Annotated in this window: 21 protein-coding genes; 9 read left to right on the forward strand and 12 right to left on the reverse strand. The window is 75.5% G+C overall.

Annotation, left to right across the window (positions count from 1 at the left end; all coding sequences use genetic code 11):
- Positions 1–50 precede the first annotated feature (50 nt).
- The 3 genes from RDI86_RS00390 to RDI86_RS00400 are packed head-to-tail and all read right to left on the reverse strand — an operon-like array spanning position 51 to position 3,483.
- A complete protein-coding gene (locus RDI86_RS00390) occupies positions 51–491 on the reverse strand; it encodes a response regulator (protein ID WP_021482350.1) in 441 nt (146 codons plus the stop codon).
- Entirely contained in the window at positions 488–2,158 is a 1,671-nt protein-coding gene (locus tag RDI86_RS00395; protein WP_137280328.1) for an ATP-binding protein, read from the reverse strand. Before RDI86_RS00395 ends, RDI86_RS00390 begins: the two co-directional genes overlap by 4 nt.
- Positions 2,155–3,483 (reverse strand): fused response regulator/phosphatase, encoded by a 1,329-nt coding sequence (locus RDI86_RS00400; protein WP_308200583.1) that lies wholly within the window; start codon positions 3,481–3,483, stop codon positions 2,155–2,157. Before RDI86_RS00400 ends, RDI86_RS00395 begins: the two co-directional genes overlap by 4 nt.
- Positions 3,484–3,650: 167 nt before the next feature.
- Here RDI86_RS00400 and RDI86_RS00405 point away from each other — a divergent pair, with 167 nt between their 5' ends.
- The 3 genes from RDI86_RS00405 to RDI86_RS00415 all read left to right on the forward strand — a co-directional run bounded on the left by RDI86_RS00405 (position 3,651) and on the right by RDI86_RS00415 (position 7,718).
- Positions 3,651–5,891: an AAA family ATPase gene (locus tag RDI86_RS00405; protein ID WP_076406530.1), complete on the forward strand. Its 2,241-nt coding sequence runs from the start codon at positions 3,651–3,653 to the stop codon at positions 5,889–5,891.
- Between the two features lie 88 nt (positions 5,892–5,979).
- Complete coding sequence (gene serA, locus RDI86_RS00410; protein ID WP_021482809.1) at positions 5,980–7,179, forward strand: phosphoglycerate dehydrogenase; 1,200 nt, start codon at positions 5,980–5,982, stop codon at positions 7,177–7,179.
- Between the two features lie 119 nt (positions 7,180–7,298).
- Positions 7,299–7,718 carry a pyridoxamine 5'-phosphate oxidase family protein gene (locus RDI86_RS00415; protein ID WP_021482810.1) on the forward strand — a complete coding sequence of 140 codons (420 nt, stop codon included), beginning with the start codon at positions 7,299–7,301 and terminating at the stop codon, positions 7,716–7,718.
- Between the two features lie 61 nt (positions 7,719–7,779).
- On the opposite strand, the gene RDI86_RS00420 is transcribed toward RDI86_RS00415, so the two are convergent.
- Entirely contained in the window at positions 7,780–8,037 is a 258-nt protein-coding gene (locus RDI86_RS00420; RefSeq protein WP_308820388.1) for a DUF5302 domain-containing protein, read from the reverse strand.
- Positions 8,038–8,291: 254 nt separating this feature from the next.
- On the opposite strand from RDI86_RS00420, the gene RDI86_RS00425 reads away from it, so the two are divergent.
- A complete protein-coding gene (locus RDI86_RS00425) occupies positions 8,292–9,281 on the forward strand; it encodes an aldo/keto reductase (protein ID WP_308820741.1) in 990 nt (329 codons plus the stop codon).
- A gap of 65 nt (positions 9,282–9,346) precedes the next feature.
- Here the strand turns inward: RDI86_RS00425 and nrdR are convergent, their stop codons facing one another.
- Entirely contained in the window at positions 9,347–9,877 is a 531-nt protein-coding gene (gene nrdR, locus RDI86_RS00430; protein WP_308820389.1) for a transcriptional regulator NrdR, read from the reverse strand.
- A gap of 369 nt (positions 9,878–10,246) precedes the next feature.
- On the reverse strand, positions 10,247–10,621 hold the full coding sequence (locus tag RDI86_RS00435; RefSeq protein ID WP_076406525.1) for a LysM peptidoglycan-binding domain-containing protein: 375 nt from the start codon (positions 10,619–10,621) through the stop codon (positions 10,247–10,249).
- Between the two features lie 335 nt (positions 10,622–10,956).
- On the opposite strand from RDI86_RS00435, the gene lexA reads away from it, so the two are divergent.
- Positions 10,957–11,691: a transcriptional repressor LexA gene (gene lexA, locus RDI86_RS00440; protein ID WP_031315073.1), complete on the forward strand. Its 735-nt coding sequence runs from the start codon at positions 10,957–10,959 to the stop codon at positions 11,689–11,691.
- Positions 11,692–11,805: 114 nt separating this feature from the next.
- Here lexA and RDI86_RS00445 read toward each other — a convergent pair whose 3' ends face one another.
- From RDI86_RS00445 to hflX, 3 genes are all read right to left on the reverse strand, one after another.
- Positions 11,806–12,813 carry an L-lactate dehydrogenase gene (locus RDI86_RS00445; protein ID WP_021479748.1) on the reverse strand — a complete coding sequence of 336 codons (1,008 nt, stop codon included), beginning with the start codon at positions 12,811–12,813 and terminating at the stop codon, positions 11,806–11,808.
- A gap of 29 nt (positions 12,814–12,842) precedes the next feature.
- The gene (locus RDI86_RS00450; protein WP_374990504.1) at positions 12,843–14,987 is read right to left on the reverse strand and encodes an ATP-dependent DNA helicase; all 2,145 of its coding nucleotides are present in this window, start codon (positions 14,985–14,987) and stop codon (positions 12,843–12,845) included.
- A 168-nt stretch (positions 14,988–15,155) separates the two neighbouring features.
- Positions 15,156–16,712: a GTPase HflX gene (hflX, locus tag RDI86_RS00455; protein WP_061267572.1), complete on the reverse strand. Its 1,557-nt coding sequence runs from the start codon at positions 16,710–16,712 to the stop codon at positions 15,156–15,158.
- Positions 16,713–16,870: 158 nt separating this feature from the next.
- On the opposite strand from hflX, the gene RDI86_RS00460 reads away from it, so the two are divergent.
- The gene (locus tag RDI86_RS00460; protein WP_251177602.1) at positions 16,871–17,557 is read left to right on the forward strand and encodes a methyltransferase; all 687 of its coding nucleotides are present in this window, start codon (positions 16,871–16,873) and stop codon (positions 17,555–17,557) included.
- Between the two features lie 8 nt (positions 17,558–17,565).
- On the opposite strand, the gene dapF is transcribed toward RDI86_RS00460, so the two are convergent.
- Both dapF and miaA read right to left on the reverse strand, forming a co-directional pair.
- Positions 17,566–18,594, reverse strand: coding sequence for a diaminopimelate epimerase (dapF, locus tag RDI86_RS00465; RefSeq protein WP_251177603.1), 1,029 nt, complete (start codon positions 18,592–18,594; stop codon positions 17,566–17,568).
- Positions 18,591–19,661 carry a tRNA (adenosine(37)-N6)-dimethylallyltransferase MiaA gene (gene miaA, locus RDI86_RS00470; RefSeq protein ID WP_251177604.1) on the reverse strand — a complete coding sequence of 357 codons (1,071 nt, stop codon included), beginning with the start codon at positions 19,659–19,661 and terminating at the stop codon, positions 18,591–18,593. Before miaA ends, dapF begins: the two co-directional genes overlap by 4 nt.
- A 145-nt stretch (positions 19,662–19,806) precedes the next feature.
- On the opposite strand from miaA, the gene RDI86_RS00475 reads away from it, so the two are divergent.
- Genes RDI86_RS00475 through RDI86_RS00485 form a run of 3 tightly spaced genes read left to right on the forward strand, consistent with a single transcriptional unit; the run spans position 19,807 to position 24,280 of the window.
- Complete coding sequence (locus tag RDI86_RS00475; RefSeq protein WP_021483506.1) at positions 19,807–20,304, forward strand: YbjN domain-containing protein; 498 nt, start codon at positions 19,807–19,809, stop codon at positions 20,302–20,304.
- Entirely contained in the window at positions 20,301–22,286 is a 1,986-nt protein-coding gene (locus RDI86_RS00480; RefSeq protein ID WP_076406520.1) for an HSP90 family protein, read from the forward strand. The genes RDI86_RS00475 and RDI86_RS00480 overlap by 4 nt, the downstream gene beginning before the upstream one ends.
- Positions 22,283–24,280, forward strand: coding sequence for a hypothetical protein (locus RDI86_RS00485; RefSeq protein WP_251177606.1), 1,998 nt, complete (start codon positions 22,283–22,285; stop codon positions 24,278–24,280). The genes RDI86_RS00480 and RDI86_RS00485 overlap by 4 nt, the downstream gene beginning before the upstream one ends.
- Here RDI86_RS00485 and RDI86_RS00490 read toward each other — a convergent pair.
- Positions 24,270–24,989, reverse strand: coding sequence for a hypothetical protein (locus tag RDI86_RS00490; RefSeq protein ID WP_308820390.1), 720 nt, complete (start codon positions 24,987–24,989; stop codon positions 24,270–24,272). The genes RDI86_RS00485 and RDI86_RS00490 overlap by 11 nt on opposite strands.
- Between the last annotated feature and the right edge of the window lie 29 nt (positions 24,990–25,018).

Raw genomic sequence — 25,018 nt, forward strand, 5'->3', positions numbered from 1 at the left:
GGTAACGCGACCCGGGCCGGGGATCATTCCCGGCCGGGCGGTGGCGGCGGTCAGCGACCGGGGAGCCGCACCACGGAGACGAAGAAGTCGTCGATCTGCCGGACGACGTCGATGAAGCGGTCGAAGTCGACGGGCTTGGTCACGTAGGCGTTGGCGTGCAGCGAGTAGCTGCGCACCACGTCCTCCTCGGCCTCCGACGTCGTGAGCACGACGACGGGGATCTTGCGCAGCGCGTCGTCGGCCTTGAGCTCGGCCAGGACCTCGCGCCCGTCCATCCGGGGCAGGTTGAGGTCGAGGAGGATGAGGTCGGGCGTCGGGGCGCCCGCGTGCTCGCCCTCCTTGCGCAGGAACTGCAGCGCGCTCACGCCGTCGGACACCACCGAGAGGCGGTTGGTGACCTTGTGGTCCTCGAACGCCTCACGGGTCATGAGCACGTCGCCCGGGTCGTCCTCCACCAGGAGGACGTCGATCGGCTTGCTGCCGTGGCTCATGCGGGGCTCTCCTCGTCGTCGGGGCGCGCGGGGGCCGGAGCGTCCGGACCGGCGCCGCCGGGGTCGGAGCGAGCGTAGCCGACCTGCGCCTGGACGTAGGCGTGGGCGAGCGTGAAGCGGATGGTCGTGCCGCCCTCGCGCGGCTCGATCCAGATGCGCCCGCCGTGATACTCGACGATGCGCTTGCACAGCGCGAGGCCGATGCCCGTGCCCTCGTACACGTCCTTGGCGTGCAGGCGCTGGAAGATGACGAACACGCGGTCGGCGTACTGCGCGTCGATGCCGATCCCGTTGTCCTCGACCGACAGCTCCCAGTGGGTGTCGCGCGCGAGCACGCCCACGTGCACGGCGGGCGCCCGGTCGGGGTGGCGGAACTTCAGCGCGTTGCCGACGAGGTTCGCGAGGAGCTGGTGCAGGAGCGCCTGCTCTCCCACGACGACGGGGAGCGGGTCGTGAGTGACGCGCGCCCCGGACTCCGCGATCTTCTCGGAGAAGTCCTCGAGCACGCCCCGGAGCTCGTCCTCGAGGTCGACGTCGACGCGCTCGGTGCCCGTCCGGCCGACGCGGGAGAACCCGAGCAGGTCCTGGATGAGGCGCTGCATCCGCTTCGCGCCGTCGACCGCGAAGTCGATGTACTGGTCGGCGCGGTCGTCGAGCTCGCCCCCGTAGCGCTTCTTGAGGAGCTGCGTGAAGCTCGCGACCTTGCGCAGCGGCTCCTGGAGGTCGTGCGAGGCGACGTACGCGAACTGCTCCAGGTCGCGGTTCGAGCGTTCCAGCTCGCGCGCCTGCTCGGCGAGCAGCTCGTGCGAGCGCGCCGCGTCCTCGTGCGACGCCTTGATCTCCGCGACCTGGCTGACGAGCTCGACGCGCATGTGCTCGACGTCCTGCGCGAGGTCCGCGATCTCGGCGGGCCCGGACGTGACGACCGGCTCGTCGAGGCTCCCGGAGCTCACGCGCCGCACGCGGTGCGCGAGCTCGGCCATGGGTTCGGTGACCCAGCGCTTGAGGCAGACCCACAGGATGATGCCGACCGCGAGCGCCGAGCCGACGAGGACGAGGACGCTCCCGAACAGGGCGCGGCTCCACCGGTCGAGCGCGTCGAGGCGTTCGACGCGCTCGTCGCGCAGCTGGTCGACGTACTGCGCGGTGTCGGCGCGCGCCGCCGCGAAGAGCTCGGCGCCGCGCGCCTGGTCGACGGCGCGCACGCGCCCGGGGCCCTGGGCCTCGGTGGTCGCGATGGCGGGCTCGGCCGCGTCGGAGACCCAGGCGCGCACCGAGGACTCGGCCTGGGTGAGCGTCCCGGCGAGCTCGTCGTCGAGGCCGAGGCGGTCGACGAGCGCGGCGTCGGGGACGACGCCCTCGGCGTCGACGCCCACCGCGCGCGTGTAGGCCTCGAGCGCCGTCGCGTCGCCCGTGGCGACGTAGGCGCGCACCGCGACCTCGGCGTCGAGCAGGCCGACGTACGCGCCGTCCGCCTCGCTCACCGCGTCGAAGAACGGCCCGGTCACGTCGGTCTGGAGGGTGAGGACGCGCGACAGCGCGATCGCGGACGTCGCGAGCACGCCGAGGAGGATCACCCCGGCGACGACGAGCGCCCAGCCGAGCCGCCGACGCAGCGTCGGGGCACGACGCTCGCCCGCGCGCCTGCGGTCGCCGGCGGCGCTCACCGGGCCCACTCGTCCGAGTCGGCGAGGGTGGCCGACCGCTCGCCCGGGGAGGTGCCCTCGCCGTCCCACCCGAGCACGAGGAGGGCCGCGTCGTCCGCGAGGGGGCCGCCGTGGAGGTCGCGCACGCGACGGAAGACGCGCTCGACGACGCCCTCGACGCCCTGCTCCAGGGCGCTGTCGACGGCGCGGCGCAGGCCGTCGACCCCGACGCGCTCGGGGCGGGTCCGCGCGTCGCCCGCCCCGGCTCCCGCGACGGTCGCCTCGACGAGGCCGTCGGTGTAGAGCATGAGGGCCCAGCGCTCGCCGAGCTCGACCGGCTGCGACGTCCAGCCGCCCGCGACCGGGATGCCCAAGGCGCGGCCGCGCGACGTCGGCGTGATCTCCGACGCCGTGTCGCGCAGCAGCAGCGGCGCGAGGTGGCCCGCGAGGTAGACCTCGGCGCTGCGGCGGTCCGCGGAGACGACGACCTGGCAGAGCGTGACGAACACCTCCGGGCGCGCGCGCTCGGGGACGAGCACGCGCTCGAGCAGCGGCAGGATGGCCTCCGGCTGGGTCTCGCTGAGGACGATGGTGCGCCAGGCCGTGCGCAGCGTCGCGCCGAGCGCGGCCTCGTCCGGGCCGTGCCCCGCGACGTCCCCGATGACGCACAGGACCGTCCCGTCCGGGCGCTCGACCGCGTCGAAGAAGTCGCCGCCCAGCAGGCCGTTGCCGCCCGGCACGTAGCCGACCATGACGTCGAGGCGGTCGTCCTGCACGAGCGGGGTCGGCAGGAGCGCGCGCTCGAGGCGCGCCGTCTCGGCCGCACGGACCTCGCTGCGGTACAGCGCGCGCTGCTGCTCGACGGACATGCGGCGCTGGACCGCGTAGCGCACGGACCGCCCCAGGAGGTCGCCGTCGACCTCCCCCTTGACGAGGTAGTCGTCGGCGCCCGCGGCGACCGCCTGCACGCCGAGGTCGATGCCCGAGTGGCCGGTCAGGACGACGAGCGCCGGCGGCCGCGACCCCGCGCGCACGCGCTCGACGGCGGACAGGCCTACGGAGTCGGGCAGACCCAGGTCCAGCAGCACGCAGTCGACGTCGTGGGAGACGACCATCTCGAGGGCGCCGTCCAGGGTCGTCGCGCGGTGCAGCTCGACCTTGAGGTTGCCGTCGGCCAGCAGCTCCTCGACGAGGATCGCGTCCCCGTCGTCGTCCTCCACGAGCAGGATCCGGAGCTCGTCCGTCGGGGCCAGCACGGCGCGCCCCGGGTGCGCCTGGTCCGGTCCGGCGGCGTCGTCGCCGCGCGCGGAGGGTCGGCCCGGGGCCCGCTGCTCGCTCCCGGTCACGACGCCCGCTCCCCTCTGGTCGCCATGGGCCACGATCCTAGCCGCAGGCCCGCGTCCGGCCCGGTCACGGCGCCGGGACGCGCCGGTCGCCGGTCCCCGGGACGGCCGTCGTACGCCATAATGGACGGCCGCGCGGGCGGCGCGGCGCCGGTCGAGGAAGGGACAGCGTGGGACGCAACGACGAGCTCCGGCTCGAGCAGGAGGTCGTGGACACCCTCTACGCGCGCCTCGACGAGCTGCGGGCGGCCGCCCGGGCACGCCTCGACGAGGTCCGACGGTCCGGCCCGTCGGGCTCGCCGCAGAACCGCAGCGAGCGCGACGCGTTCGCGACGCTGTACGAGGACCGTGTCGCGCAGCTCGACGCGGTCGAGGACCGCCTCGCGTTCGGCCGCCTCGACCTCGACGACGGCACCCTGCGCTACGTCGGGCGCATCGGCCTCACCGACGAAGAGCACTCGAGCCTCCTCACGGACTGGCGCGCGCCCGCCGCCCAGGCGTTCTACCGCGCGACGGCGGCCCACCCGGACGGCGTCGTGCGCCGTCGGCACCTCGTGACGCGCGGTCGTGCCGTGACGGGGCTCGAGGACGAGCTCCTCGACCTCGACGCCCCGGAGGCCGTGACGGGCACGACGCTCTCGGGCGAGGGCGCGCTGCTCGCCGCGATGGCCGCGGGCCGTACGGGACGCATGGGCGACATCGTCGCCACGATCCAGTCGGAGCAGGACGCGATCATCCGCTCCGAGCTCGCGGGAGCGCTCGTCGTCCAGGGCGGGCCCGGCACGGGCAAGACGGCGGTCGCGCTGCACCGCGCGGCCTACCTGCTGTACGCGCACCGACGGCTGCTGGAGCGCTCGGGCGTCCTGCTCGTCGGCCCCAGCCTCTCGTTCCTGCGCTACATCGACCAGGTGCTGCCGTCGCTCGGCGAGACCGGCGTCGTGAGTACGACCATCGCCGACCTCCTGCCCGGCGTCGTCGCCGACGGCGAGGAGGACCCGCGCGTCGCGCGGGTCAAGGGCCGGGCGGTCATGGCCCGTGCGGTGCGCCGGGCCGTGCGCGCCCGCGAGCGCGTGCCCGCGGCCGACGTGCCGGTCCGGCTCGACGGCCACGACCTCGTCATCCGCCGCCGCGACGTGCGCGACGCCATCGCGAAGGCGCGGCGCACCCACAAGCCGCACAACCTCGCGCGGGTCACGTTCGTCCGCGAGATGCTGTCGCGCCTCGTCGAGCAGTACGGGCGCCAGCTCGGCGAGCCGCTCGTCGGCGAGGACCGCGCGCTCGCGCTGGAGGACCTGCGCTCCCACCGCGACGTGCGCGTCGCGCTCAACCTGGCCTGGCTGCCGCTCACGCCCGAGCGCCTCGTCGAGGACCTGTGGACCAAGCCGCACCGGCTCGCCGAGGCCGCGCCCGAGCTCTCCCCCGAGGACCGACGGCTCCTCGAGCGGGCGAAGGGCGCGCCGTGGACCCCCGCGGACGTGCCGCTCCTCGACGAGGCGGCGGAGCTCCTCGGCGAGGACGACCAGGCGGAGCGGGCCGAGGCCGCCGCGCGCGCGGCGCAGCGCGCGCAGGACCTCGAGTACGCGCGGCAGGTGCTCGAGTCGTCCGGTGCGGGCGGCGGGATCGTCGGCGCCGACGTGCTCGCCGAGCGGTTCGCCGCGAGCGGCCCGCGCCTGACCACCGCCGAGCGCGCCGCGCAGGACCGCACGTGGACCTACGGCCACGTCGTGGTCGACGAGGCGCAGGAGCTGTCCGCCATGGCGTGGCGCATGCTCGTGCGCCGGTGCCCGACGCGGTCGTTCACGGTGGTCGGCGACGTCGCCCAGACGTCCTCGCTCGCGGGCGCCCGGTCGTGGAAGGGCATGCTCGACCCGGTCTTCCGCGACGCGTGGCGGCTCGCCGAGCTCACGGTCAACTACCGCACCCCGGCCTCCGTCGCGGACGCGGCCCGACGCGCGGCCGTCGCGGCCGGCCTCCCGGTCTCGCCGCTCACGTCCGCGCGCGACGTCGAGGACGCCCTGCGCGTGGTCGAGGTGGCACCGGGCGCGCTGGAGGCACGTGTCCGGGCCGAGGCCGAGGCCGCGCGCGCCGAGTTCGTCGCCGCGGAGTCCGGCCGCGTCGCCGTCGTCGCGGCCGCGCCCGCGGTCCCCGCGCTGCGGGCCGCGCTCGGGCTCGCCGACGCGGGCGGCGAGGACCCGGTCGTCGTGCTCGACCCGGTGCAGGTCAAGGGGCTGGAGTTCGACGCCGTCGTGCTGGTCGAGCCCGCCGACGTCGCGACCGGGCCGTCGGGCCCGTCCGACCTGTACGTCGCCATGACGCGGCCGACCCAGCGGCTCGTCGTCGTGCACACGCGCGCGCTGCCCGCCGGGGTCGCCCCCGCGCCGTCGGACGACGCACGGGGCGCCGGAGCCTGAGAGCGGTCGGGTCCGGGCGCGGGGTCACCTCGTCCCGAGGGTCAAGACCCGTTTGGTCCGGACCGCGGGACGGGCGCACCATGGGGACGTGCTACGCGCCCTCCTCCTCGAAAACCTGCACCCCCTCGCCGCCTCGAACCTCGAGGCCGCGGGCATCGACGTCACCGTCCGCACCGGGGCCCTCGACGAGTCCGAGCTGATCGAGGCGCTCGACGGCGTCCACCTGCTCGGCATCCGGTCCAAGACGAACGTCACGGCGAACGTGCTCGAGAACGCTCCCGACCTGGTGGCGCTCGGCGCGTTCTGCATCGGCACGAACCAGATCGACCTGCGCTCGGCCGCGACGCAGGGCGTCGCCGTGTTCAACGCGCCGTTCCAGAACACGCGCTCCGTCGTGGAGCTCGCGCTCGCCGAGATCATCGCGCTCACGCGCCGCCTCACCGAGCGCGACCGCGCGCTGCACGAGGGTCGCTGGGACAAGTCGGCCGAGGGCGCCCACGAGGTCCGTGGCCGCACGCTCGGCATCGTCGGCTACGGCAACATCGGCACGCAGCTCTCGGTGGTCGCCGAGAACCTCGGCATGTCGGTCGTGTTCTACGACACGGCGGAGAAGCTCGCGCTCGGCAACGCGCGCCGCATGGACACGCTCGACGAGCTGCTCGAGCAGGCCGACGTCGTCACGCTCCACGTCGACGGGCGCCAGGGCAACGCCGGGCTGTTCGGCGCCAAGCAGTTCGCCCGCATGCGCCCGGGCTCGATCTTCCTCAACCTGTCGCGCGGCTTCGTGGTGGACTACGGCGCGCTGCGCGAGGCGATCGTCGAGGGCCGTGTGGCCGGTGCCGCGGTCGACGTCTTCCCGCACGAGCCCAAGCGCAAGGGCGACGCGTTCGACTCCGAGCTGCGCGGCCTGCCGAACGTCATCCTCACGCCGCACATCGGCGGCTCGACGGAGGAGGCGCAGGAGGCGATCGGGCAGTTCGTGTCCGCCAAGCTGCGCGACTACCTCACCACCGGCTCCACGACGCTCAGCGTCAACGTGCCGAACCTCGCGCTCGAGCAGACGACGGGCATCACGCGCATCACGCACCTGCACCGCAACACCCCCGGCGTCCTCGCCGCCGTCAACGCGACCCTCGCCGAGCACGGGACGAACATCGAGGGCCAGCTCCTCGCCACGCGCGGCGAGATCGGCTACGTCGTCACCGACGTCGGCTCGCGCGTGGAGCCCGCCGTCATCGAGGCGCTGGCCGCGATGGAGCAGACGATCGCCCTGCGCATCCTCGACTGACGGAGCCCCGCACCCCGGGACCCTTCGCCGCGCGCGGCCCGTCCGCACGCGGCGAAGGTCCTCGGCGGCCGTGACCTTCGCCGCTGAGCGCCGCTCGCGCGCCGGTGCCACGATGAAGCATGACCGGATACTTGCACGACGCGCCGCAGATCCTCGACGCCGACGCGTCGTGGGACCTCGTGGAGGGGACCCACGTCGCACGCCTCGCCGTGAGCGTGCGGGGCGAGCCGGACATCTACCCCGTCACCGTGCGGGCGCACGAGCGCACGCTCGCGTTCCGCACGGTCCCGGGCACGAAGCTCGCGACGCTCGCGATCAACGAGCGGGTCGCCCTGGAGTGGGACCACGTCGACGACGACGGGGCGTGGAGCGTCGTCGCGCGCGGCACCGCCCACCGCCTGCGCACCGAGCACGAGGTGGATCCCGTCCGGGAGGGTGCGGACCCGCTCGTCCCGACCGTCGACGTCCCGACCGAGGAGTGGGTCGTGGTCGAGGCCCACGAGCTCACCGGGCGACGCTTCGCGCGCGCGGAGCCGTAGACCCCCCGACGCACGACGTCCGGCCGCCCCGCAGGGGACGACCGGACGTCGGGGGTGCTGCTCAGCCGGACTTGCGGCGGAAGGTGCGCTGGACCGGTCCGACGGTCTCCGAGCCGTGCACGGAGCCCGTGTTCGACTCGCCGTCCGCCGTGCGGTGGCGCGCGGCGTTCTTCCGGTCGAGCGCCTCCCGGAACTTCGCCTTGGCCTCCTCGGTCGGTGCGGTCTCTGCAGCGGGTCGCTGCGGGTCGGACGCCATGGCGGTCTCCTCGTCGACGGGGAACTCGGTGGGGTACTGCGGTCTGCCCGACGGTGCGGGCACCCCGCCAGCGTCCCCCACCGGGCGGTCCGACGCCACCTGATTTGTCCGCTCGGCCCGGCCGTCCCGGCCCTGCGGGCGGTGGCGCAGGCGAACGCGCTGCGAGCGCCCTCGACCGCGCGGCGAACGCCGTCGGGTAGCGTCGGGACGTGTCGCCCGATCCCACGCCGCAGGCCTCCCCCGCTCCTCCCCACGCCACAGGCGGTCCCGCGCCGGCGCGCGCCGAGCTCCCGCACCGCACGCTCGGCCGGAGCGGCCTGCGCCTGCCGGAGGTCGCGCTCGGGCTCTGGCAGAACTTCGGCGTCGCCGACCCCTTCTCGACGCAGCGCGAGATCGTGCTGCACGCCGTCGACCGTGGCGTGACGCACCTCGACCTCGCGAACAACTACGGACCGCCCGGGGGTGCTGCGGAGGAGTCGCTGGGCCGGCTGCTCGCGCGCGAGCTCCGACCCGTGCGTGACGAGCTGGTCGTGACCACCAAGGCGGGCTACCGCATGGGACCCGGCCCCTACGGCGAGGGCGGGTCCCGGAAATACCTGCTCTCGTCCCTCGACGCGTCGCTGCGCCGGCTCGGGCTCGACCACGTCGACATCTTCTACTCGCACCGCTACGACCCGTCCACCCCGCTCGAGGAGACCATCGGTGCGCTGGCGACGGCGGTCCGGTCGGGGCGCGCCCGCTACGCCGGCATCTCGTCGTACTCCGCCCGGCGCACGCGTGAGGCCCTGCGGGTCGCGGCCGACGTCGGGGTCGAGCTCGTCGTCACGCAGGTCTCCTACTCCATGCTCAACCGGTGGATCGAGGCGCCCGACCCGCACGACGAGGCGGGGGCCACCGTGCTCGACGTCGCGGGCGACGAAGGGCTCGGCGTCGTCGCGTTCTCCCCGCTCGCCCAGGGCATGCTCACGGACCGCTACCTCCACGGGGTCCCGGACGGGTCGCGCGCGGCGCGCGGCGGGCCGCTGCGTCCGGCGTTCCTCTCGGAGGAGAACCTCGACCGCGTGCGCCACCTCGACGAGCTCGCGCGCGCCCACGGACGGACGCTCGCGTCCACGGCGATCCGCTGGGCGCTGCGCGACGAGCGCGTCACGTCGGTCCTGCTCGGCGCGAGCTCGACGCGCCAGCTCGACGACAACCTCGCGGCCCTCGACGCCCCCGACCTCTCCCCCGAGGAGCTCGCGGCCGTCGACGACCTCCCCGTAGACACGGGCATCAACATCTGGGCGTCGCGGTCCAGCGACCTGTAGCCGCCTCCGGCTGCGGGGCCCCGCATCCTGGGACCGGAGTCACGAGGCGCGGAATCTCGTGAGCGTCAGGCCTGTGGTGCCGCCTCGCGGTCGGTCGCGGCGTCGTCGGCGGCCTCGGCCGCCGCACGGCCCGCCGCCGCCTCGCGCTCCTCCCGGTCGACACGCAGCGACGTGATGGCGCTCTCGAAGTCCTCGAGCGAGTCGAACGCCTGGTAGACGCTCGCGAAGCGCAGGTAGGCGACCTCGTCGAGCTCGCGCAGCGGCCCGAGGATCGCGAGGCCGATCTCGTAGGCGTCGAGCTCGGCGCTCCCGCTCGCGCGGATGGTCTCCTCGACGCGCTGCGCGAGGACGGCGAGGTCGTCCTCGTTCACCGGGCGCCCCTGGCAGGCCTTGCGGACGCCGTTGACGATCTTCTCGCGCGAGAAGGGCTCGGTCACCCCGGACCGCTTGACCACGGACAGGCTGGCGGTCTCGATCGTGGTGAAGCGGCGGTTGCACTCCGGGCACTGGCGTCGCCGGCGGATGGAGGCACCGTCGTCGGACGTGCGGGAGTCGACGACGCGGGAGTCCGCGTGACGGCAGAACGGGCAGTGCATGGCGGGGCTCCTCCGCGGGTCGCGCCGACAGGTCGGCGCGACGAACGTATGTCGTCGCGGGCGCGCGGTGCAACACGCCGACGGCGCACCCGACCGTGGACGGCAGAACGGGGGCGGTCGAAGTCGACCGCCCCCGTCGGGACGCCCCCGTCCCCATCTCGCGCGCGACTCGCCTCGCGCGCGGCGACGTGCACAGGAGTCGCGGTTGTCCGCACACTCCTCGCCTCGTCCGCCCAGCCCCCCAGCTGGCGTGTGAGGTGACACTAACTTAGGCGGACCTAACGGAGCGGCGCAACCCTCGGTCGCGACCTGTCGCGCGTCGGCACCGTGTGCTGCGTCACAGGACCTGGGCCACGGCCGAGCGCCGCGTCACCGCTCGGCGACCGGGAGCAGGATCGTCTGGCCGGCCTGCACGCCCGACGACGACAGGCCGTTCAGCTCGACGAGCCCGCTGACCACCTCACGGAGATCCTCGCCCGGGGCCGCGACTCCCTGGGCAAGCTCCCACAGGGTCTCCCCCGTGCTCACGACGTGGACCCGGACCTCGACCGGCTCCCCGGGCCCGCCCGCGACGGCCAGGCCGACGCGTGCCGCGAGGACGAGCACGACGGCCACGAGGAGCACGAGGACCGCACGGCCGCGTCGCGTGAGCCGCAGCGGTGCCTGCGGGCGCACGCCTCGCTCCGCCGCAACTCCCCGCCCGAGCGCGGGCGGCGCTGCCGTCGCCATCGCCACCGTGTCCATGTCCCCTCCGTCCCGGCCCGCGAGCCCGATCGCCTTCCCCGGTCGATCGGACCCGCGTGCCCGTCTCATCTCCACGCCGACCCGCTGCGGTCGAACACCTGTACGTAGAACATCTGTACGAAGGTCTATCACGAACGACCGACAGAGTCGAGACATGCTCGAACAGGTGTTTGATTCGTGTCGCATCCTCCCCTAGCCTGGGCTCAGGTCGGTTCGCCGGACATGTCCGCTCGGACCCGGAGGAGCGACCGAGGTCCCGGGGCGCACGCCCCGGGGAGGGAGGCCGCAGGCCCGGCTGGCGCCGGCGGCACGCGACGGACGAGGGCGGAGCGACCATGGCGGGACGAGGCACGGACAGGGCACGGGGGCTCGCCGAGGTGCGCGAGCTGCCGGACGGGTCGGCAGGGGGTGACGGGCTCACCCCGCGCCAGCGGCTCGTGCTCGAGACCATCCGCGCGTGCGTCGAGCAGCGCGGCTACCCGCCGAGCATGCGCGAGATCGGCGAGGCCGTCGGGCTCACGAGCCCGTCCTCCGTCAAGCACCAGCTCACCACGCTCGAGCGCAAGGGTTTCCTGCGGCGCGACCCGAACCGTCCGCGCGCCATCGAGGTGGTCCAGCCCGACGACGCCCGCCGCGCGACCCCGCTCGCGCCAGCTGGCACGGCCCCCGAGCCGGCGTACGACGAGGCCCACCCCGCGCCGTCGTACGTCCCCGTCGTCGGCCGTATCGCCGCCGGTGGCCCGATCCTCGCGGAGCAGGTCGTGGAGGACGTCTTCCCGCTGCCGCGCCAGCTCGTCGGCGAGGGAGAGCTCTTCCTCCTGCGCGTGCAGGGCGACTCGATGATCGACGCCGCGATCTGCGACGGCGACTGGGTCGTCGTGCGGCGCCAGCCGGTCGCGGAGAACGGCGAGATCGTGGCCGCGATGATCGACGGCGAGGCCACCGTGAAGAGCCTGCGGCGCGCCGACGGCCACGTCTGGCTCATGCCGCACAACGCCGCGTACGACCCGATCCCCGGCGACGACGCCCAGGTGCTGGGGCGCGTCGTCTCCGTCCTGCGCAGCCTCTGAACGGTCCCCGAGCGGCTCCGGGCGCCCCTGCGGGCAGGCTCCGGACAGCACGAGAGCCGGGCGGTCCCTCGACCGCCCGGCTCTCGTCGTGCCGGGCCCGACGGGCCCGTGGGCTCAGAGCCCGAAGCGTCGCGCGACCGCGCGCAGCGACTCCGCGGACGAGCGCAGGCCCGCGAGCTCGTCGTCCGCGAGCGGGACCTCGACGCGCTCCGTCGCGCCCCGGCGGTCGACGAGCGTCGGGAGCGACAGGCAGACGTCCTCGAGCCCGTAGATGCCGTCGAGGAGCGTCGACACGGGCAGCACCCGGTGCTCGTCGGCGAGCACCGCCTCGATGATCCGGGTGCCCGCGAGCCCGACCGCGTAGTTGGTCGCGCCCTTGCCCTCGATGATCCGGTAGGCCGACTGCACGACCTCCCGCGCGATCTCGTCGCGCACGTCGCCCGTGAGCGGTCCCCGACCGCCGATGCCCTGCCACTCGAGCAGCGGCGCACCGCCGATCGTCGCGGAGCTCCAGAGCGGGATCTCGCTGTCGCCGTGCTCCCCCGCGATGTACGCGTGCACGTTCTGCACCGCGACGCCGCAGTGCTGCGCCACGAGGAACCGCAGCCGCGAGGAGTCGAGCACGGTGCCGCTGCCGAAGAGCTGGGTCGGGGGCAGCCCCGAGAACTTGAGCGCCGCGTACGTGACGATGTCGACCGGGTTGGTCACCATGACGTAGACGGCATCCGGGGCGACCTCCACGAGGCCCGGGAGGATCGTCCGCATGAGCCCGATCGTGCCCTCGGCGAGGTCGAGACGCGTCTGGCCCGGCTTCTGCTTGGCGCCGGCCGTGACCACGACGACGTCGGCGCCCGCGCACACCGCGACGTCGTCGGACCCCTCGACGCGCGCCATGGGCATGAACTGGATGCCGTGCTGGAGGTCGAGGACCTCGGCCTCGACCTTCGCGCGGTTGACGTCGAGGAGCGCCACCGTGCGCGCCGCGCCGCGCATGAGCGCGGCGTAGGCCAGCGTCGAGCCGACGGCACCGGCGCCGACGATCGCGAGCTTCGTGGTCCGCGCTCCCCCTCCCGGACCGCCCGTGGTCGCGTCGCCGGTGCCCTGCGGTGACGTGCTCGTCATGTCGCCTCCGTGAAGTCGCTGGAAAGGGCTCAGCCTAGGGCGGCGAGGCGGCGGAGCGCAGCGGTGGCCACGTCGCGGTCGGTCGTCTGCCAGAACCCTGGCATGGACCGCGTGAGGAACGACCCGTAGCGCGCCGTCACGAGCCGCGGGTCCAGGACCGCGACGACCCCGCGGTCGGCCGTGGACCGCACGAGCCGCCCGGCACCCTGGGCGAGCAGGAGGGCCGCGTGCGTCGCGGAGACCTGCATGAACCCGTTGCCACCCGCGGCCTCGACGGCGCGAGCCCGCGCCGACCTCACCGGGTCGTCCGGGCGCGGGAACGGGATGCGGTCGATGAGCACGAGCTGGCACGACGGCCCGGGCACGTCCACGCCCTGCCACAGCGAAAGCGTGCCGAACAAGCACGTCGCCGGGTCCTCGGCGAACTCCCGCACGAGGGTCGGCAGCTGGTCGTCGCCCTGGCACAGGACCGGCACGTCCAGCCGCTCGCGCATCGCCTCCGCCGCGGCCACCGCGGCGCGCCGCGAGGAGAACAGGCCGAGGGTCCGACCGCCGGCGGCCTCGACGAGCGCCGCGATCTCGTCGAGCTGGTGCTCGGTCGACGCCTCGCGGCCGGGCGTCGGCAGGCGCTTCGCGACGTAGAGGATGCCCTGGCGCGGGTAGTCGAACGGGCTCCCGACGTCGAGCCCGCGCCAGCGCGGCGCGTCGCCGTCGCCCGCGTCCGCGGCTCCGCCCGTCGCCGCGGGGCCGAGCCCGAAGGTGCGCGCGACGGCGTCGAAGCTCCCGCCGAGCGCGAGCGTCGCGGACGTGAAGACGCCGGTGCGCTCCGCGAGCAGGTGGGTCCGGATGAGGCCCGCCACGCCGAGCGGGGCGGCGTGCAGGCGGCTCGCGCCGTCGCCGAAGCGGTCGCCGGACCAGCCGCCCTCCCCGGGCCGCGAGCACCACAGCACGTCGTGGCCCGTGGGGTCGGCCGCCATCCGCTCGGCGACCTCGAAGAGCTGCAGCATCGTCGACTGCGCCATCTTCAGGCCCGTGTCCGGCTGGGCCGGCTTGGTCACGCCGGTCTCGGGCTTGAGCGTGGAGAGCACCTCGCGCGCGGCGTCCCGGACCGCCGCGACGGCCGAGCGCGCGGCGTCGGGCAGGCCGTCCGGGAAGCGCTCGGCGGGCAGCGACCCGACGACCGTGCCGAACGCGGCAGACGCGGCGTCGAGCGCGTCCGTCGTGACCCCGCCGTGGCGGCGGGCGAGGCGCGCCGCGCCCTCGATCGCCGGGACCGAGAGGTCCACCGTCGCGGCGGCCGTGACGCGGTCGGCGAGCTCGTGCGCCTCGTCGACGACGAGGACGTCGTGCTCGGGCAGCACCCCGGGCGACCCCATGGCCGCGATGCCGAGCATCGCGTGGTTCGTCACGACGACGTCGGCCTCGCGCGCCGCGGCGCGCGCCCGCTCGGGGAAGCACTCGGCGAGCAGCGGGCAGCGCTGGCCCAGGCACTCGAGCGCCGTGACGGAGACCTGCCGCCACGCCTTGTCGCTCACGCCGGGGACGAGGTCGTCCCGGTCGCCCGTGGCCGTCTCGTCGGCCCACTCCCGCAGGCGCACGACCTGCTCGCCGAGGGCCGCCATGCTCGTCCCGGCACGCGCGGCGGGGTGGTCGGCGGCGCCCGCCGCCTCGCCGGGGAGGTCGAAGAGCGTGGGCTCGTCCGCGGGGTAGCCGCCCGCGATCTTGTGCACGCACAGGTAGTTGTGCCAGCCCTTGAGGAGCGCGATCGACGCGGGCCGCGGGAGGCGGTCCGCGACGGCGTCGGCCACGAGCGGGAGGTCCCGCGTGATGACCTGGCGCTGGAGGGCGAGGGTCGCCGTCGAGACGACGACGCGCTCGTCGGTCGCGACCGCGTGGCGCACGGCCGGCACGAGGTACCCGAGCGACTTCCCCGTCCCGGTCCCGGCCTGGACCACGAGGTGCTCGGAACCCTCGATGGCGTCCGTGACGGCACGCGCCATGGTCCGCTGGCCGTCGCGCCGCGCGCCGCCCAGGCGCGTGACCGCGAGGTCGAGGAGCTCCTCGACGGCGGGCACGTCGCCGGACGCCGACGCAGCCGCGTCCGCCCCGGCCCGGCCCGTCGCCTCCGTGTCCGGACGGTCGGGCACGGGTGCGGTTCGGGTGGAGGGGGGCACGCGACGAGTCTACGGTCGGGCGCCCACGCCGCGGGCGAGGGCTGTGGACGCGGCGAAGACGGGACGACCCCGCGCGGCGCAGGCCGCACGGGGTCGTCCACGAGGTCGGACGGCAGGTCCGCGCGAGGTCGGGCCGCCCGGTCCGCCGGCGGTCCCGGCGGGAGGAGCTCAGCTCGCCGCGGAGGCTCCGACGAGCTCCGTCGCGAGCGCCTGGGCGACGCGGCCGCGCAGGAGCGTGCCCTCGGGCGTGTGCTCCTCGTGGTCGATCTCGCCCTCGGTGTGCACGCGGTGCACGAGGTCGCCCCGGTGGTACGGCACGACGACGTCGATCTCCACGTCCGGACGCGGGAGCTCGTGCGCGATGAGCTCGCGCAGGTGCTCGATCCCCTCGCCCGTGTGCGCCGACACGACGACCGTGCGGCGTTCGCGCAGCCGGATGCGCGCGATCGTCTCCGGGTCGGCGAGGTCCGCCTTGTTGAGCACGATCACCTCGGGCACGTCCTCGACGCCCGGGATGTCGGCCAGCACGTGGCGCACCGCCGCGATCTGGCCCTCCGGGTCCGGGTGCGAGGCGTCCACCACGTGCAGCAGCAGGTCGGCGTCGCCGACCTCCTCGAGCGTCGAGCGGAACGCCTCGACGAGCTGGTGCGGCAGCGCGCGCACGAACCCGACGGTGTCGGCGAGCGTGTAGACCCGGCCGTCCTCGGTGCGCGTGCGGCGCACCGTGGGGTCGAGCGTCGCGAACAGCGCGTTCTCGACGAGCACGCCCGCGCCGGTGATGGCGTTGAGCAGGCTCGACTTGCCCGCGTTCGTGTAGCCCGCGATCGCGACGGACGGCACGGCGTGCCGCTTGCGCGACGCACGCTTCGTCTCGCGCCCCGGGGCCATCGCCTGGATCTCGCGGCGCAGCTTGGCCATGCGGTTGCGGATGCGCCGGCGGTCCAGCTCGATCTTCGTCTCACCGGGACCGCGCGACCCCATGCCCGCGCCGGCGCCGCCGACCTGGCCACCGGCCTGGCGGGACATCGACTCGCCCCAGCCGCGCAGGCGCGGGAGGAGGTACTCGAGCTGGGCGAGCTCGACCTGCGCCTTGCCCTCCCGCGACTTGGCGTGCTGGGCGAAGATGTCGAGGATCAGGGCGGTCCGGTCGATCACCTTGACCTTGACGATGTCCTCGAGCGCGCGCCGCTGGGAGGGAGCGAGCTCGCCGTCGATCACGACCGTGTCCGCGCCGCTGGCGGCGACGACGTCGGCGAGCTGCGCGGCCTTGCCGGAGCCCAGGTACGTGCCCGGGTCGGGCTTCGCGCGGCGCTGGATCACGCCGTCGAGCACCTGCGAGCCCGCGGTCTCCGCGAGGGCGGCGAGCTCGCGCAGCGAGATCTCGGCCTCCTCGGCGGACGTGGGCGCGCCGTCCTCGCGCGGGTCGGAGCCGGGGCTCCAGAGCCCGACGAGCACGACCTTCTCGAGGCGCAGCTGCCGGTACTCGACCTCGGTGACGTCCTCGAGCTCGGTCGACAGGCCGACGACGCGGCGCAGCGCGCTGCGCTCCTCGAGCTCGAGCTGCTCGCCGTCGTGCTCCGTGTGGACCGTGCCGCCCTCGGCGCGTGCCGTCCCGGCCCGAGCGAGCACCCGCGCCACGACGTCGCTCGCGATGTCCCGCGTCGCGCCGGTCGGCTCGTCCTGAGCCGAGGTGGGGTTCGGAGTGTTCGCAGGGGTTGGGCTCATGTGCCGCCTTCCGTCGGTGGTGGGCGCTCGTGCGTCCGGGTGTGACAACAAGCGTGGCACGCGAAATCGTCCCGAGGCCAGCGGTTAAGCGCACGACGAGCGGCCCGGGCGCGCCGCGCCGCCTCCCGACTGGGCGCGCCCGCGTAGGATCGGCCGACGTGACCGAGGACCAGGACCCCGCCGTCGACGCCGCGCCCGACGGCGCGGCGGACCACTACTTCACCGCCCGGCCCGCGTCCGCCGCCGAGCGCCGCACGATCTCCGTGCGGCTCGCGGGCCGCGACGTCGAGGTCGAGGTAGCCTCGGGCGTCTTCTCCCCCGGCCGGCTGGACCTCGGCACGCAGGTGCTCCTGCGCACCACCCCGCCGCTCGACGACGTCCTCGCGGCCCGGCCCGACGACGGACCCGCCCACGTCCTCGACCTCGGCTGCGGCTGGGGCCCGGTCGCCCTGACGATGGCCCTCGAGGCGCCGGAGGCGACCGTGTGGGCCGTCGACGTCAACGAGCGCGCGCTCGACCTCGTGCGCCGCAACGCGCAGCGGCTCGGGCTGGACAACGTCCGGGCCGTCCTCCCGGACGACGTGCCCGACGTCGCGCTCGCCGCGCTGTGGTCGAACCCGCCGATCCGGGTCGGCAAGGACGCCCTGCACGGGATGCTCCTCCACTGGCTGCCCCGGCTCGCGCCGGGCGCGAGCGCGCACCTCGTGGTGCAGCGGAACCTGGGCTCGGACTCGCTCCAGCGCTGGCTCGCCGAGGCGCTGCCCCCGCTCCTGCCGGGCGCGGTCGTCGAGCGCGCCGCGAGCGCGAAGGGGTTCCGCGTCCTCGAGGTCGTCGCGCCCCGCTGAGCCGGCGGTCAGACCGGCGCGCGGTCGCCCTCGGACGCCGCCGCGACCGGCTCGGCGGGCTGGTCGGTCACAGGCCCGTCCGCGCCGTGGTGCGCGTCGTCGTCCGCCGGGCGCGGCGTCGCCGGGACGAGCGCGGCGAGGTCGATCTCCCCCGCGTGGACGAGCACCGCGGGACCTGCGAGCTCGACGCGGCCGCCCGGGAGCGCCCGCACGCGCACCGTGCCGCCCGGGACGTCGACGAGGTAGGTGTCCGGCGCGTCGGGACCGCCCCACACGCGGACCGCGAGCGCCGCCGCGCACGCGCCCGTGCCGCACGACGGCGTCTCCCCGACGCCGCGCTCGTGCACGCGCATGCGCACGTGCCCGACGACGGTGCCGTCGTCCGCGGTCGTCTCGCCGAGGGGCACCACGAGCTCGACGTTCGTCCCGTGGGACGGGTGCGGCTCGACGACGGGCGCCTCGGTGAGGTCGGCGCGCTCGAGCACGTCCTCGCGCGCGACGGCGAGGACGGTGTGGGGGTTGCCGAGGTCGACGCTGAGCGCCGGGCGCGGGACCTCCCAGCCCCGCACGACGACGGTCGCGTCGTAGCCGTCCTGGAGCGCGGGGCGTCCGCCGGGGAGGAACCACGGGCCCATGTCGACGGCGAACCAGCCGTCGTCCTCCTTGCGCACGCGCTTGACGCCCGCGCGCGTGCCGACCGGGACCTCGGTGCCGCCCGCGAAGCTCACGAGCCCGAGGCGCTCGGCGAAGGCCGCGAAGACGCGGACCCCGTTGCCGCACATCTCGGCGACCGAGCCGTCAGCGTTGCGGTAGTCCATGAACCAGATGGCGTGCGGGTCCTCCGCGAGCACGTCGCGCGACTCCGGGACGAGAGCGGTCGGCACGAGGCGGATGACGCCGTCCCCCCCGACGCCGCCGCGGCGGTCGGCGAGCGCGCGCACGAGCTCGGGCGTGAGGTCGAGCTCGCCCTTCGTGTCGGCGAGGAGCACGAAGTCGTTGCGGGTCCCGTGGCCCTTGGTGAAGCGGGTGCGCGTCATGAGCCCAGACTACGGCGCACGGGCGCGCCGCCGTCCGCCTCGTCCGGCCCGACGGCGGTGCCCGGCACGGTCGCGGGGTCGTGCCCGTCCGTGCCCTGCGCGGCAGCGCGCTCGTCCGCCGCGGCGACGAGCGCGAGAGCGTCCTCGACGCGCGTCGGCGACTGCGCGTCGAGCCACCCGACGCGCGGGTCCCGGCCGAACCAGCCCATCTGCTTGCGCGCGAGGCGCCGCGTGTTCGCGGTGACGGCCTCGCGCGCGGCGTCCTGCGTGGTCTCGCCGTGGAGCGCGGCGAGCACCTCCGCGTAGCCGACGGCGCGCCGGGCCGTGCGGCCCATGCCGTGCGCCTCGACGCGGCGCACCTCGGCCACGAGGCCCTGCTCCCACATCCGCCCGACGCGGCCGGCGACCCGCGCGTCGAGCACGGCCCGGTCGCAGTCGAGGCCGATCTGCACGGTCGGGCGGACGTAGACCTGGCGCGGGAGGTTCGCCGTGAACGGCTCGCCGGTGAGCTCCATGACCTCGAGCGCCCGGACGAGCCGGCGGGTGTTGGCCGGGCCGATGCTCGCGGCCGCCGCGGGGTCGCGCCGGAGGAGCTCGTCGTGCAGCGCGCGCGGGCCCTGCTCCTCCGCGCGCGCCTCGAGCGCCGCCCGCACGGCGGGGTCCGTGCCCGGGAACCGCATGTCGTCGAGGAGGGCGCGGACGTACAGCCCGCTGCCGCCCACGACGACGGCACGCGCGCCCCGCGCGGCGATCTCGTCGAGCACGCGGCGGGCCTCGGTCTGGTAGCGGGCCACGGACGCGTCCTCGGCGGGGTCGAGCACGTCGAGGAGGTGGTGGCGCACGCCGCGGCGCTCGGCGACGGGGACCTTCGCGGTCCCGACGTCCATGCCGCGGTAGAGCTGGTAGGCGTCGGCGTTGACGATCTCCGCGGGCGCCCCGGGGACGGACAGGCGCTCGGCGAGGTCGAGAGCGAGGTCGGACTTCCCCGTGGCCGTCGGGCCGACGACGGCGACGACGACGCTCGGGCCGGGCCGGGGCGGGCCGGCGGGGTCGTGCTGGGTTTTCACCCGCGCAACGGTACCGTCCGGGCGGCCGACGGCCCGAGGGGTGTGGGCGGGGATGCGTAGTGTGTCCGTGGTCGGTCCGCCCTCGCGCGTACCGCCGCGTACGACCTCAGCACGACGACCTCTCAGACGACAAGGACTCGAGAACATGGGTTTCTTCACCAAGCCGGACGCCGCACCGACGAGCCAGAACGCGCCGCTGACGCGCGAGCGCGTCGAGGCGTTCCTCACGAGCCGCGAGTGGCGGTACTTCGTCGACTCGGACGGGGACCTGGGCGGCAACTGGGACGGGAAGGTGTTCTTCTTCTTCCTCATGGGTGAGAAGCAGGAGATCCTGCAGGTCCGCGGCCGGTGGAACCGGACCCTCCCGGCGTCGGCCGAGGCGCAGGTCGCGCTCGTCGCCAACGAGTTCAACCGCGACAAGATCTGGCCGAAGGTCTACGCGCGCGTCGAGGACGACCAGCTCGCGGTCTACACCGAGGTGGCGACGGACCTGGAGTTCGGCGTCGCGGACGACCAGCTCGGCCAGCTCATCGAGTGCGGCCTGTTCACGGGCCTGCAGTTCTTCGACGCGCTCGACGCCCGCTTCCCCGACACGGCCGCGCAGACCGTGGCCGAGGGCGGCGCCGACGTCGACGCGCGGTGACCGGCACGCACGAGACCACCGCGGGCCGCACCGCCCCGGGCGGCGGCACCCCGGGCGAGGCGACGACGGCCTTCCAGGTCGACCTGCGGGGCGTCGTCGACCTCCTGGCCCGGCACCTGTACTCGAGCCCGCGCGTCTACCTGCGCGAGCTGCTGCAGAACGGCGTCGACGCGATCACCGCGCGCGCCGGGCTCGAGGGACCGCAGGCGCCGGCGCGGATCCTGCTCCGTCCGCTGCCCGACGGCGGCCTGGAGGTGCACGACTCGGGTGTCGGCCTCACGCGGGACGAGGCGCAGGAGCTGCTCGCGACCATCGGGCGCAGCTCCAAGCGCGACGTCGAGCTCGGGACGGGTCGCGAGGAGTTCCTCGGTCAGTTCGGCATCGGGCTCCTGTCCGCGTTCATGGTCGCCGACGAGATCGAGCTCGTCTCGCGCTCCGCGCGCCCCACGGCGGCGGGCGACGCGCCCGTCCCCGTGCGCTGGCGCGGCCGCGCCGACGGCCGGTACGAGCTCGTCGAGCTCGCGCCGGACGACCCGGCGGCACCCGCCGAGCCCGGGAGCGTCGTCCGGCTGCACCCGCGGCGGGACACCGAGCACTGGCTCGCCCCGGAGTCGGTGGTCGCGCTCGCCCAGGACTTCGGCTCGCTCCTGCCGGTCGAGCTGCTCGTCGAGACGCCTCTCGACGGCGGGCCCGGCGAGGGCCGCGACGACGGCGCGGGGGGCGGCGCCCCGGTCGCGGTGCGCCGGCTCAGCGGGGAGGACCTGCCGTGGCGCGCTGCGCACGCGACGCCCGCGGCCCGCGACGCCGCGCTCGCCGGCTACGCCGAGCGCACGCTCGGCTTCACCCCCCTCGCACGGATCGACCTCGACCTGCCGCTCGCCGGCCTGACGGGCGTCGCGTACGTGCTCCCGGCCGCGGTCGCGCCGACCACGACGTCGCGGCACCGGGTCTACCTCAAGCGCATGCTCCTGGGCAGCGCGGTCGACGACCTGCTGCCCCCCTGGGCGTTCTTCGTGCGGTGCGTGCTGGACGCGTCCGTGCTGCGCCCGACGGCGTCGCGCGAGGGGCTGTACGAGGACGAGGTCCTGCTCGCGACCCGCGACGCGCTCGGGGCGCAGGTGCGCCGGTGGCTGCTGGAGACGCTCGCGACGGACTCTGTCCTCGCGCGGCGCTTCCTCGAGACCCACCACCTCGCCGTGCGCGCGCTCGCGCTCACCGACGACGAGATGCTCGACGTCGCCGCGCGCGTGCTGCCCTTCGAGACGACGGCCGGGACCACGACGCTGGCGGACCTCGCGACGGACCACCCCGACGGGCGCCTGCTGTACACGGCGAGCGTCGAGGAGTTCCGGCGCATCGCGCCCGTCGCGGCGGCGCAGGGGCTCGCGGTCGTCAACGGCGGCTACGTCTACGACGCCGACCTGCTCGAGCGCGTCGCGGCGCGGTTCCCGCAGTGGCGGCTGTCGCCCGTGTCGGCTGCGGACGTCGCGCACGTCCTCACGGAGGTCGAGCCGCTGCGCGAGCTCGAGGTCGCCGACGCGCTCGCGTCGGTCGACGCCGCGCTCGCCGAGCAGGACTGCGACGTCGTGCTGCGCCGGTACGAGCCCGACGCCCTCCCGGCCATGCTCCTGCACGACCGCGAGAGCGACCACGCGCGCGAGGCTGCCCGCGTCGCGGAGACGGACGACCTGTGGGGCGAGATCCTCGCGGGCCTCAGCGCCCCGGCCCGCCCCCGCCGCCTGGTCCTCAACGACGCCAACGCCACGGTGCGCGACCTGCTCGCGAGCCCCGACGCGCAGGTGCGCGCCGCGGGTGCCCGCTCCCTCTACGTCACGGCGGTGCTCGCGTCCGGCAAGGCGCTCCAGCCCGTCGAGGCGACCCTCATGAACGACTCCCTGTCGCTCCTGCTCGCCCGCGCCCTCGCGGCCGGGCAGGACCCCGCCACGGAACCCGATCCCCCTGCCGACGAGGAGAACCGATGACCCGGTCCGTGGACCAGGTGAACGCCGCCCTGTACGACGTCCGCCGCATGCCCTACGGCCTCGCGCGCTCCACGGCCGCCGCGGCCGAGCTCGAGCGCGTCGAGGCCGAGGGCCCCGACGCGGCGCGCGCCTACGCGCTGTTCGTCCTCGTCGAGTCGTACGTGTGGGGCGGCGAGGTGACCAAGGCGTACCTGCCGTTCACCAAGATGCTGCGCTGGTGGGACGAGCACCCCGAGCACTTCGACGCCGAGGACACGCACTCGCTGTTCTGGTCGTTCAAGTGGATGGTCGGGCACCTCATGGAGTTCCCCGACGTCCCCGCCGCGCAGATCGAGCGCACGCTCGACGACATGGCGCACCGGTACGCGCTCGCGGGCAACGGCACCAACGCGGTCGCCCTGGAGCGCTTCGAGTGGGCGCGCGAGCGTGGCGGTGCGGACGTCGAGGACGCGTACCGCGCGTGGGTCGCGACCCCGCGCGACGACTACTCGCAGTGCGAGGCGTGCGAGCCGGGCGACCGCGCGGCGTACCTCTTCGAGACGGGCCGCCACGACGAGGGCATCCGGCTGCTCGAGGGCGTGCTCCAGGGATCGCCGTCGTGCGCCACCGAGCCCGGCGACATGCTGTCCCACCTCCAGCTCGCGTACGTCGAGGTCGGCGACGCGGAGGCCGCTGCGCGCACTCACCGCCGCGGGCTGCGCCACCTCGACACCGGGGTGACGATGACGGGCCCGAAGGGTCGTCACGTGGAGTTCCTCGCCCGGACGGGCAACGCGTCGCGCGCGCTGCGCCTGCTCGTGGAGCACCAGGCGTTCCTCACGGAGGCGGACTCGCCGGGCGACCGGCTCGGCTTCCTCACGAGCGTGAGCGTCGCGACGGGCGTCCTGCGGGCCGACCACGGCGACACCGCGCTCGCCCTGCGGGACGTGCCCGCCACGACGCTCGCCGAGCTCGACGCGTGGGTGCGCGGTGAGGCTGCCGCCCTCGCGCAGTCCTTCGACGCACGCAACGGCACGACGGCGGCGTCCGAGCGGCTGCGCGCCGCGTGGGAGCGCGGCGCGCGCACGCTCCCCGTCGACCTGGCGGTGCTCTCCCTGGACGCCCCGCCTGCGTCGCCACGGCCCGTCGCCGGGGCCGATGGCGCGCCGAGCGGTCCGTCGGACCTCCCCGCCGGGCTCGCGCCGGAGGAGTCCGCGGTCACCGGCGGAGCCCCGGCGGAGGGCACCGACGAGCCCACCGACGCCGACGGCCTGCTCGCGCTCGCCGACGACGTCGCGGGTGACGACCCGGTCCGGGCGGCACGCCTCCTGCGTCGCGCGTCGTCGCACCTGGAGAGCTCCGGCCACCTCGACCGCGCCGGCTTCGCGCTCGCCGAGGCGGCGCAGCTCGCCGCGCTCGAGGGCGACGACGAGGGCGCCGCGCCCGCGTTCCTGCACGCGCTCGCGCTCCTGCGGGCCGGTGGTGTCGCGCCCCGGTTCGTCGGGCAGGTCGTGCGCGCCTACGCGCGGCTCGAGGCCGGGCGGGGCGACGTGACCGCCGCCCTGGCCCAGGTCGAGCGCACGCTCGACGACCTGTCCGCAGCGGGCGAGGGCAGCGACGTCGCACCGGCGCCGCGGGCCGCCGAGCTCGTCGAGCGCGACGCGGCGGCCGACGCGCGCGAGCGTCGCGACCTCGACGACACGCGTGCCCGCCTCCTCGCGACCGCGGGCGACCTCGACGCGGCGGCGACGCTCGCGGAGTCGGTCGCCGAGGAGTTCGCCCGTGCGGGGGACGTCCGCGACGCGGCGCACGCCTTCTGGCTCGCGGGGCGCTCGCGCTGCGCGGCGGGGAAGGACACGGACGCGGTGGAGCTGCTCGAGTCGGCCATGGAGGGCTTCGCGATCGTCCACGACGCGGAGTCGCGCGCGATGGTCGGCAACGAGATGGTCGCGGCGCTGCGCCGCCTCGGGCGCGACGACGAGGCGGCCGCCGTCGGGACGGGCCTCAGCGGCTGACGACGGGCCCCGCCGGGCGGGCGGCGGCTGCGGGGGCGCGGACCTCGTACCGCCGGACCGCCACGGCGGGGTCCGGCTCGTCGGCCGGCGCGACCGGCGCGACCTCGGCGCCCGCCGCGGCGACGAACCCGTCGAGCACGGCCTGCGGCAGGCGCGCACGCGGGTCGTGCACGACGACGAGCCGCGCCCCCTCGCGCGCGAGCTCCGCACCGAGCTCCCGTGCGGCGTCCAGGGCGGTCTCCGTCGCCGCACCCACCTCTGTGCTCGTCTCCGAGCTCGTCTCCGTACTGGTCTCCAAGCTCGTCTCCGTGCTCGTGCCTGCCGCCGGCCGCGTCGCCGCGCCACCGAGCTCGACGACGTCGACGGGACCCGTCCAGCCCGCACCGGCGAGCGCGAGGAGCGCCACGGAGGCGGCCGTCCCGGCGACGGGTCGGTCGAGCGGTCGCGTGGCGGCCGCCCACGCGGGATCGATCCACCGGTCGGCGACGCCCGCCGCGGCGAGCGAGGCCCGGGCAGGGCCGCGCGTTCCCTCCACGCCCGGGGCGACCACGACCACGGCCGGCGCCGCCGCCACACCGAGCCGGTCCGCCACGAGGTCGGCGAGCGCCGCCAGTGCGGCGTCGCGCACCGGTCCGAGGACCGAGGCGGCGCCGGCCGCACCCGGGACGAGCAGGGCGGTTCCGGGGAGCACGACGGCGCGGACGGTCACCGTCCCACCGTAGTGGTGCCCGCTCCCCC

The organism is Cellulosimicrobium sp. XJ-DQ-B-000 (assembly GCF_031119065.1).
Lineage (GTDB): Bacteria > Actinomycetota > Actinomycetes > Actinomycetales > Cellulomonadaceae > Cellulosimicrobium > Cellulosimicrobium funkei.

What these genes read in the sequence shown, in the direction of transcription:
- hflX (WP_061267572.1), bottom strand. Translation starts at nt 16,712, where the DNA reads ATGAGCCCAACCCCTGCGAACACTCCGAACCCCACCTCGGCTCAGGAC.
- dapF (WP_251177603.1), bottom strand. Translation starts at nt 18,594, where the DNA reads ATGACGCGCACCCGCTTCACCAAGGGCCACGGGACCCGCAACGACTTC.
- lexA (WP_031315073.1), top strand. Translation starts at nt 10,957, where the DNA reads ATGGCGGGACGAGGCACGGACAGGGCACGGGGGCTCGCCGAGGTGCGC.
- RDI86_RS00390 (WP_021482350.1), bottom strand. Translation starts at nt 491, where the DNA reads ATGAGCCACGGCAGCAAGCCGATCGACGTCCTCCTGGTGGAGGACGAC.
- RDI86_RS00435 (WP_076406525.1), bottom strand. Translation starts at nt 10,621, where the DNA reads ATGGACACGGTGGCGATGGCGACGGCAGCGCCGCCCGCGCTCGGGCGG.
- RDI86_RS00485 (WP_251177606.1), top strand. Translation starts at nt 22,283, where the DNA reads ATGACCCGGTCCGTGGACCAGGTGAACGCCGCCCTGTACGACGTCCGC.
- RDI86_RS00415 (WP_021482810.1), top strand. Translation starts at nt 7,299, where the DNA reads ATGACCGGATACTTGCACGACGCGCCGCAGATCCTCGACGCCGACGCG.
- RDI86_RS00475 (WP_021483506.1), top strand. Translation starts at nt 19,807, where the DNA reads ATGGGTTTCTTCACCAAGCCGGACGCCGCACCGACGAGCCAGAACGCG.
- RDI86_RS00445 (WP_021479748.1), bottom strand. Translation starts at nt 12,813, where the DNA reads ATGACGAGCACGTCACCGCAGGGCACCGGCGACGCGACCACGGGCGGT.
- nrdR (WP_308820389.1), bottom strand. Translation starts at nt 9,877, where the DNA reads ATGCACTGCCCGTTCTGCCGTCACGCGGACTCCCGCGTCGTCGACTCC.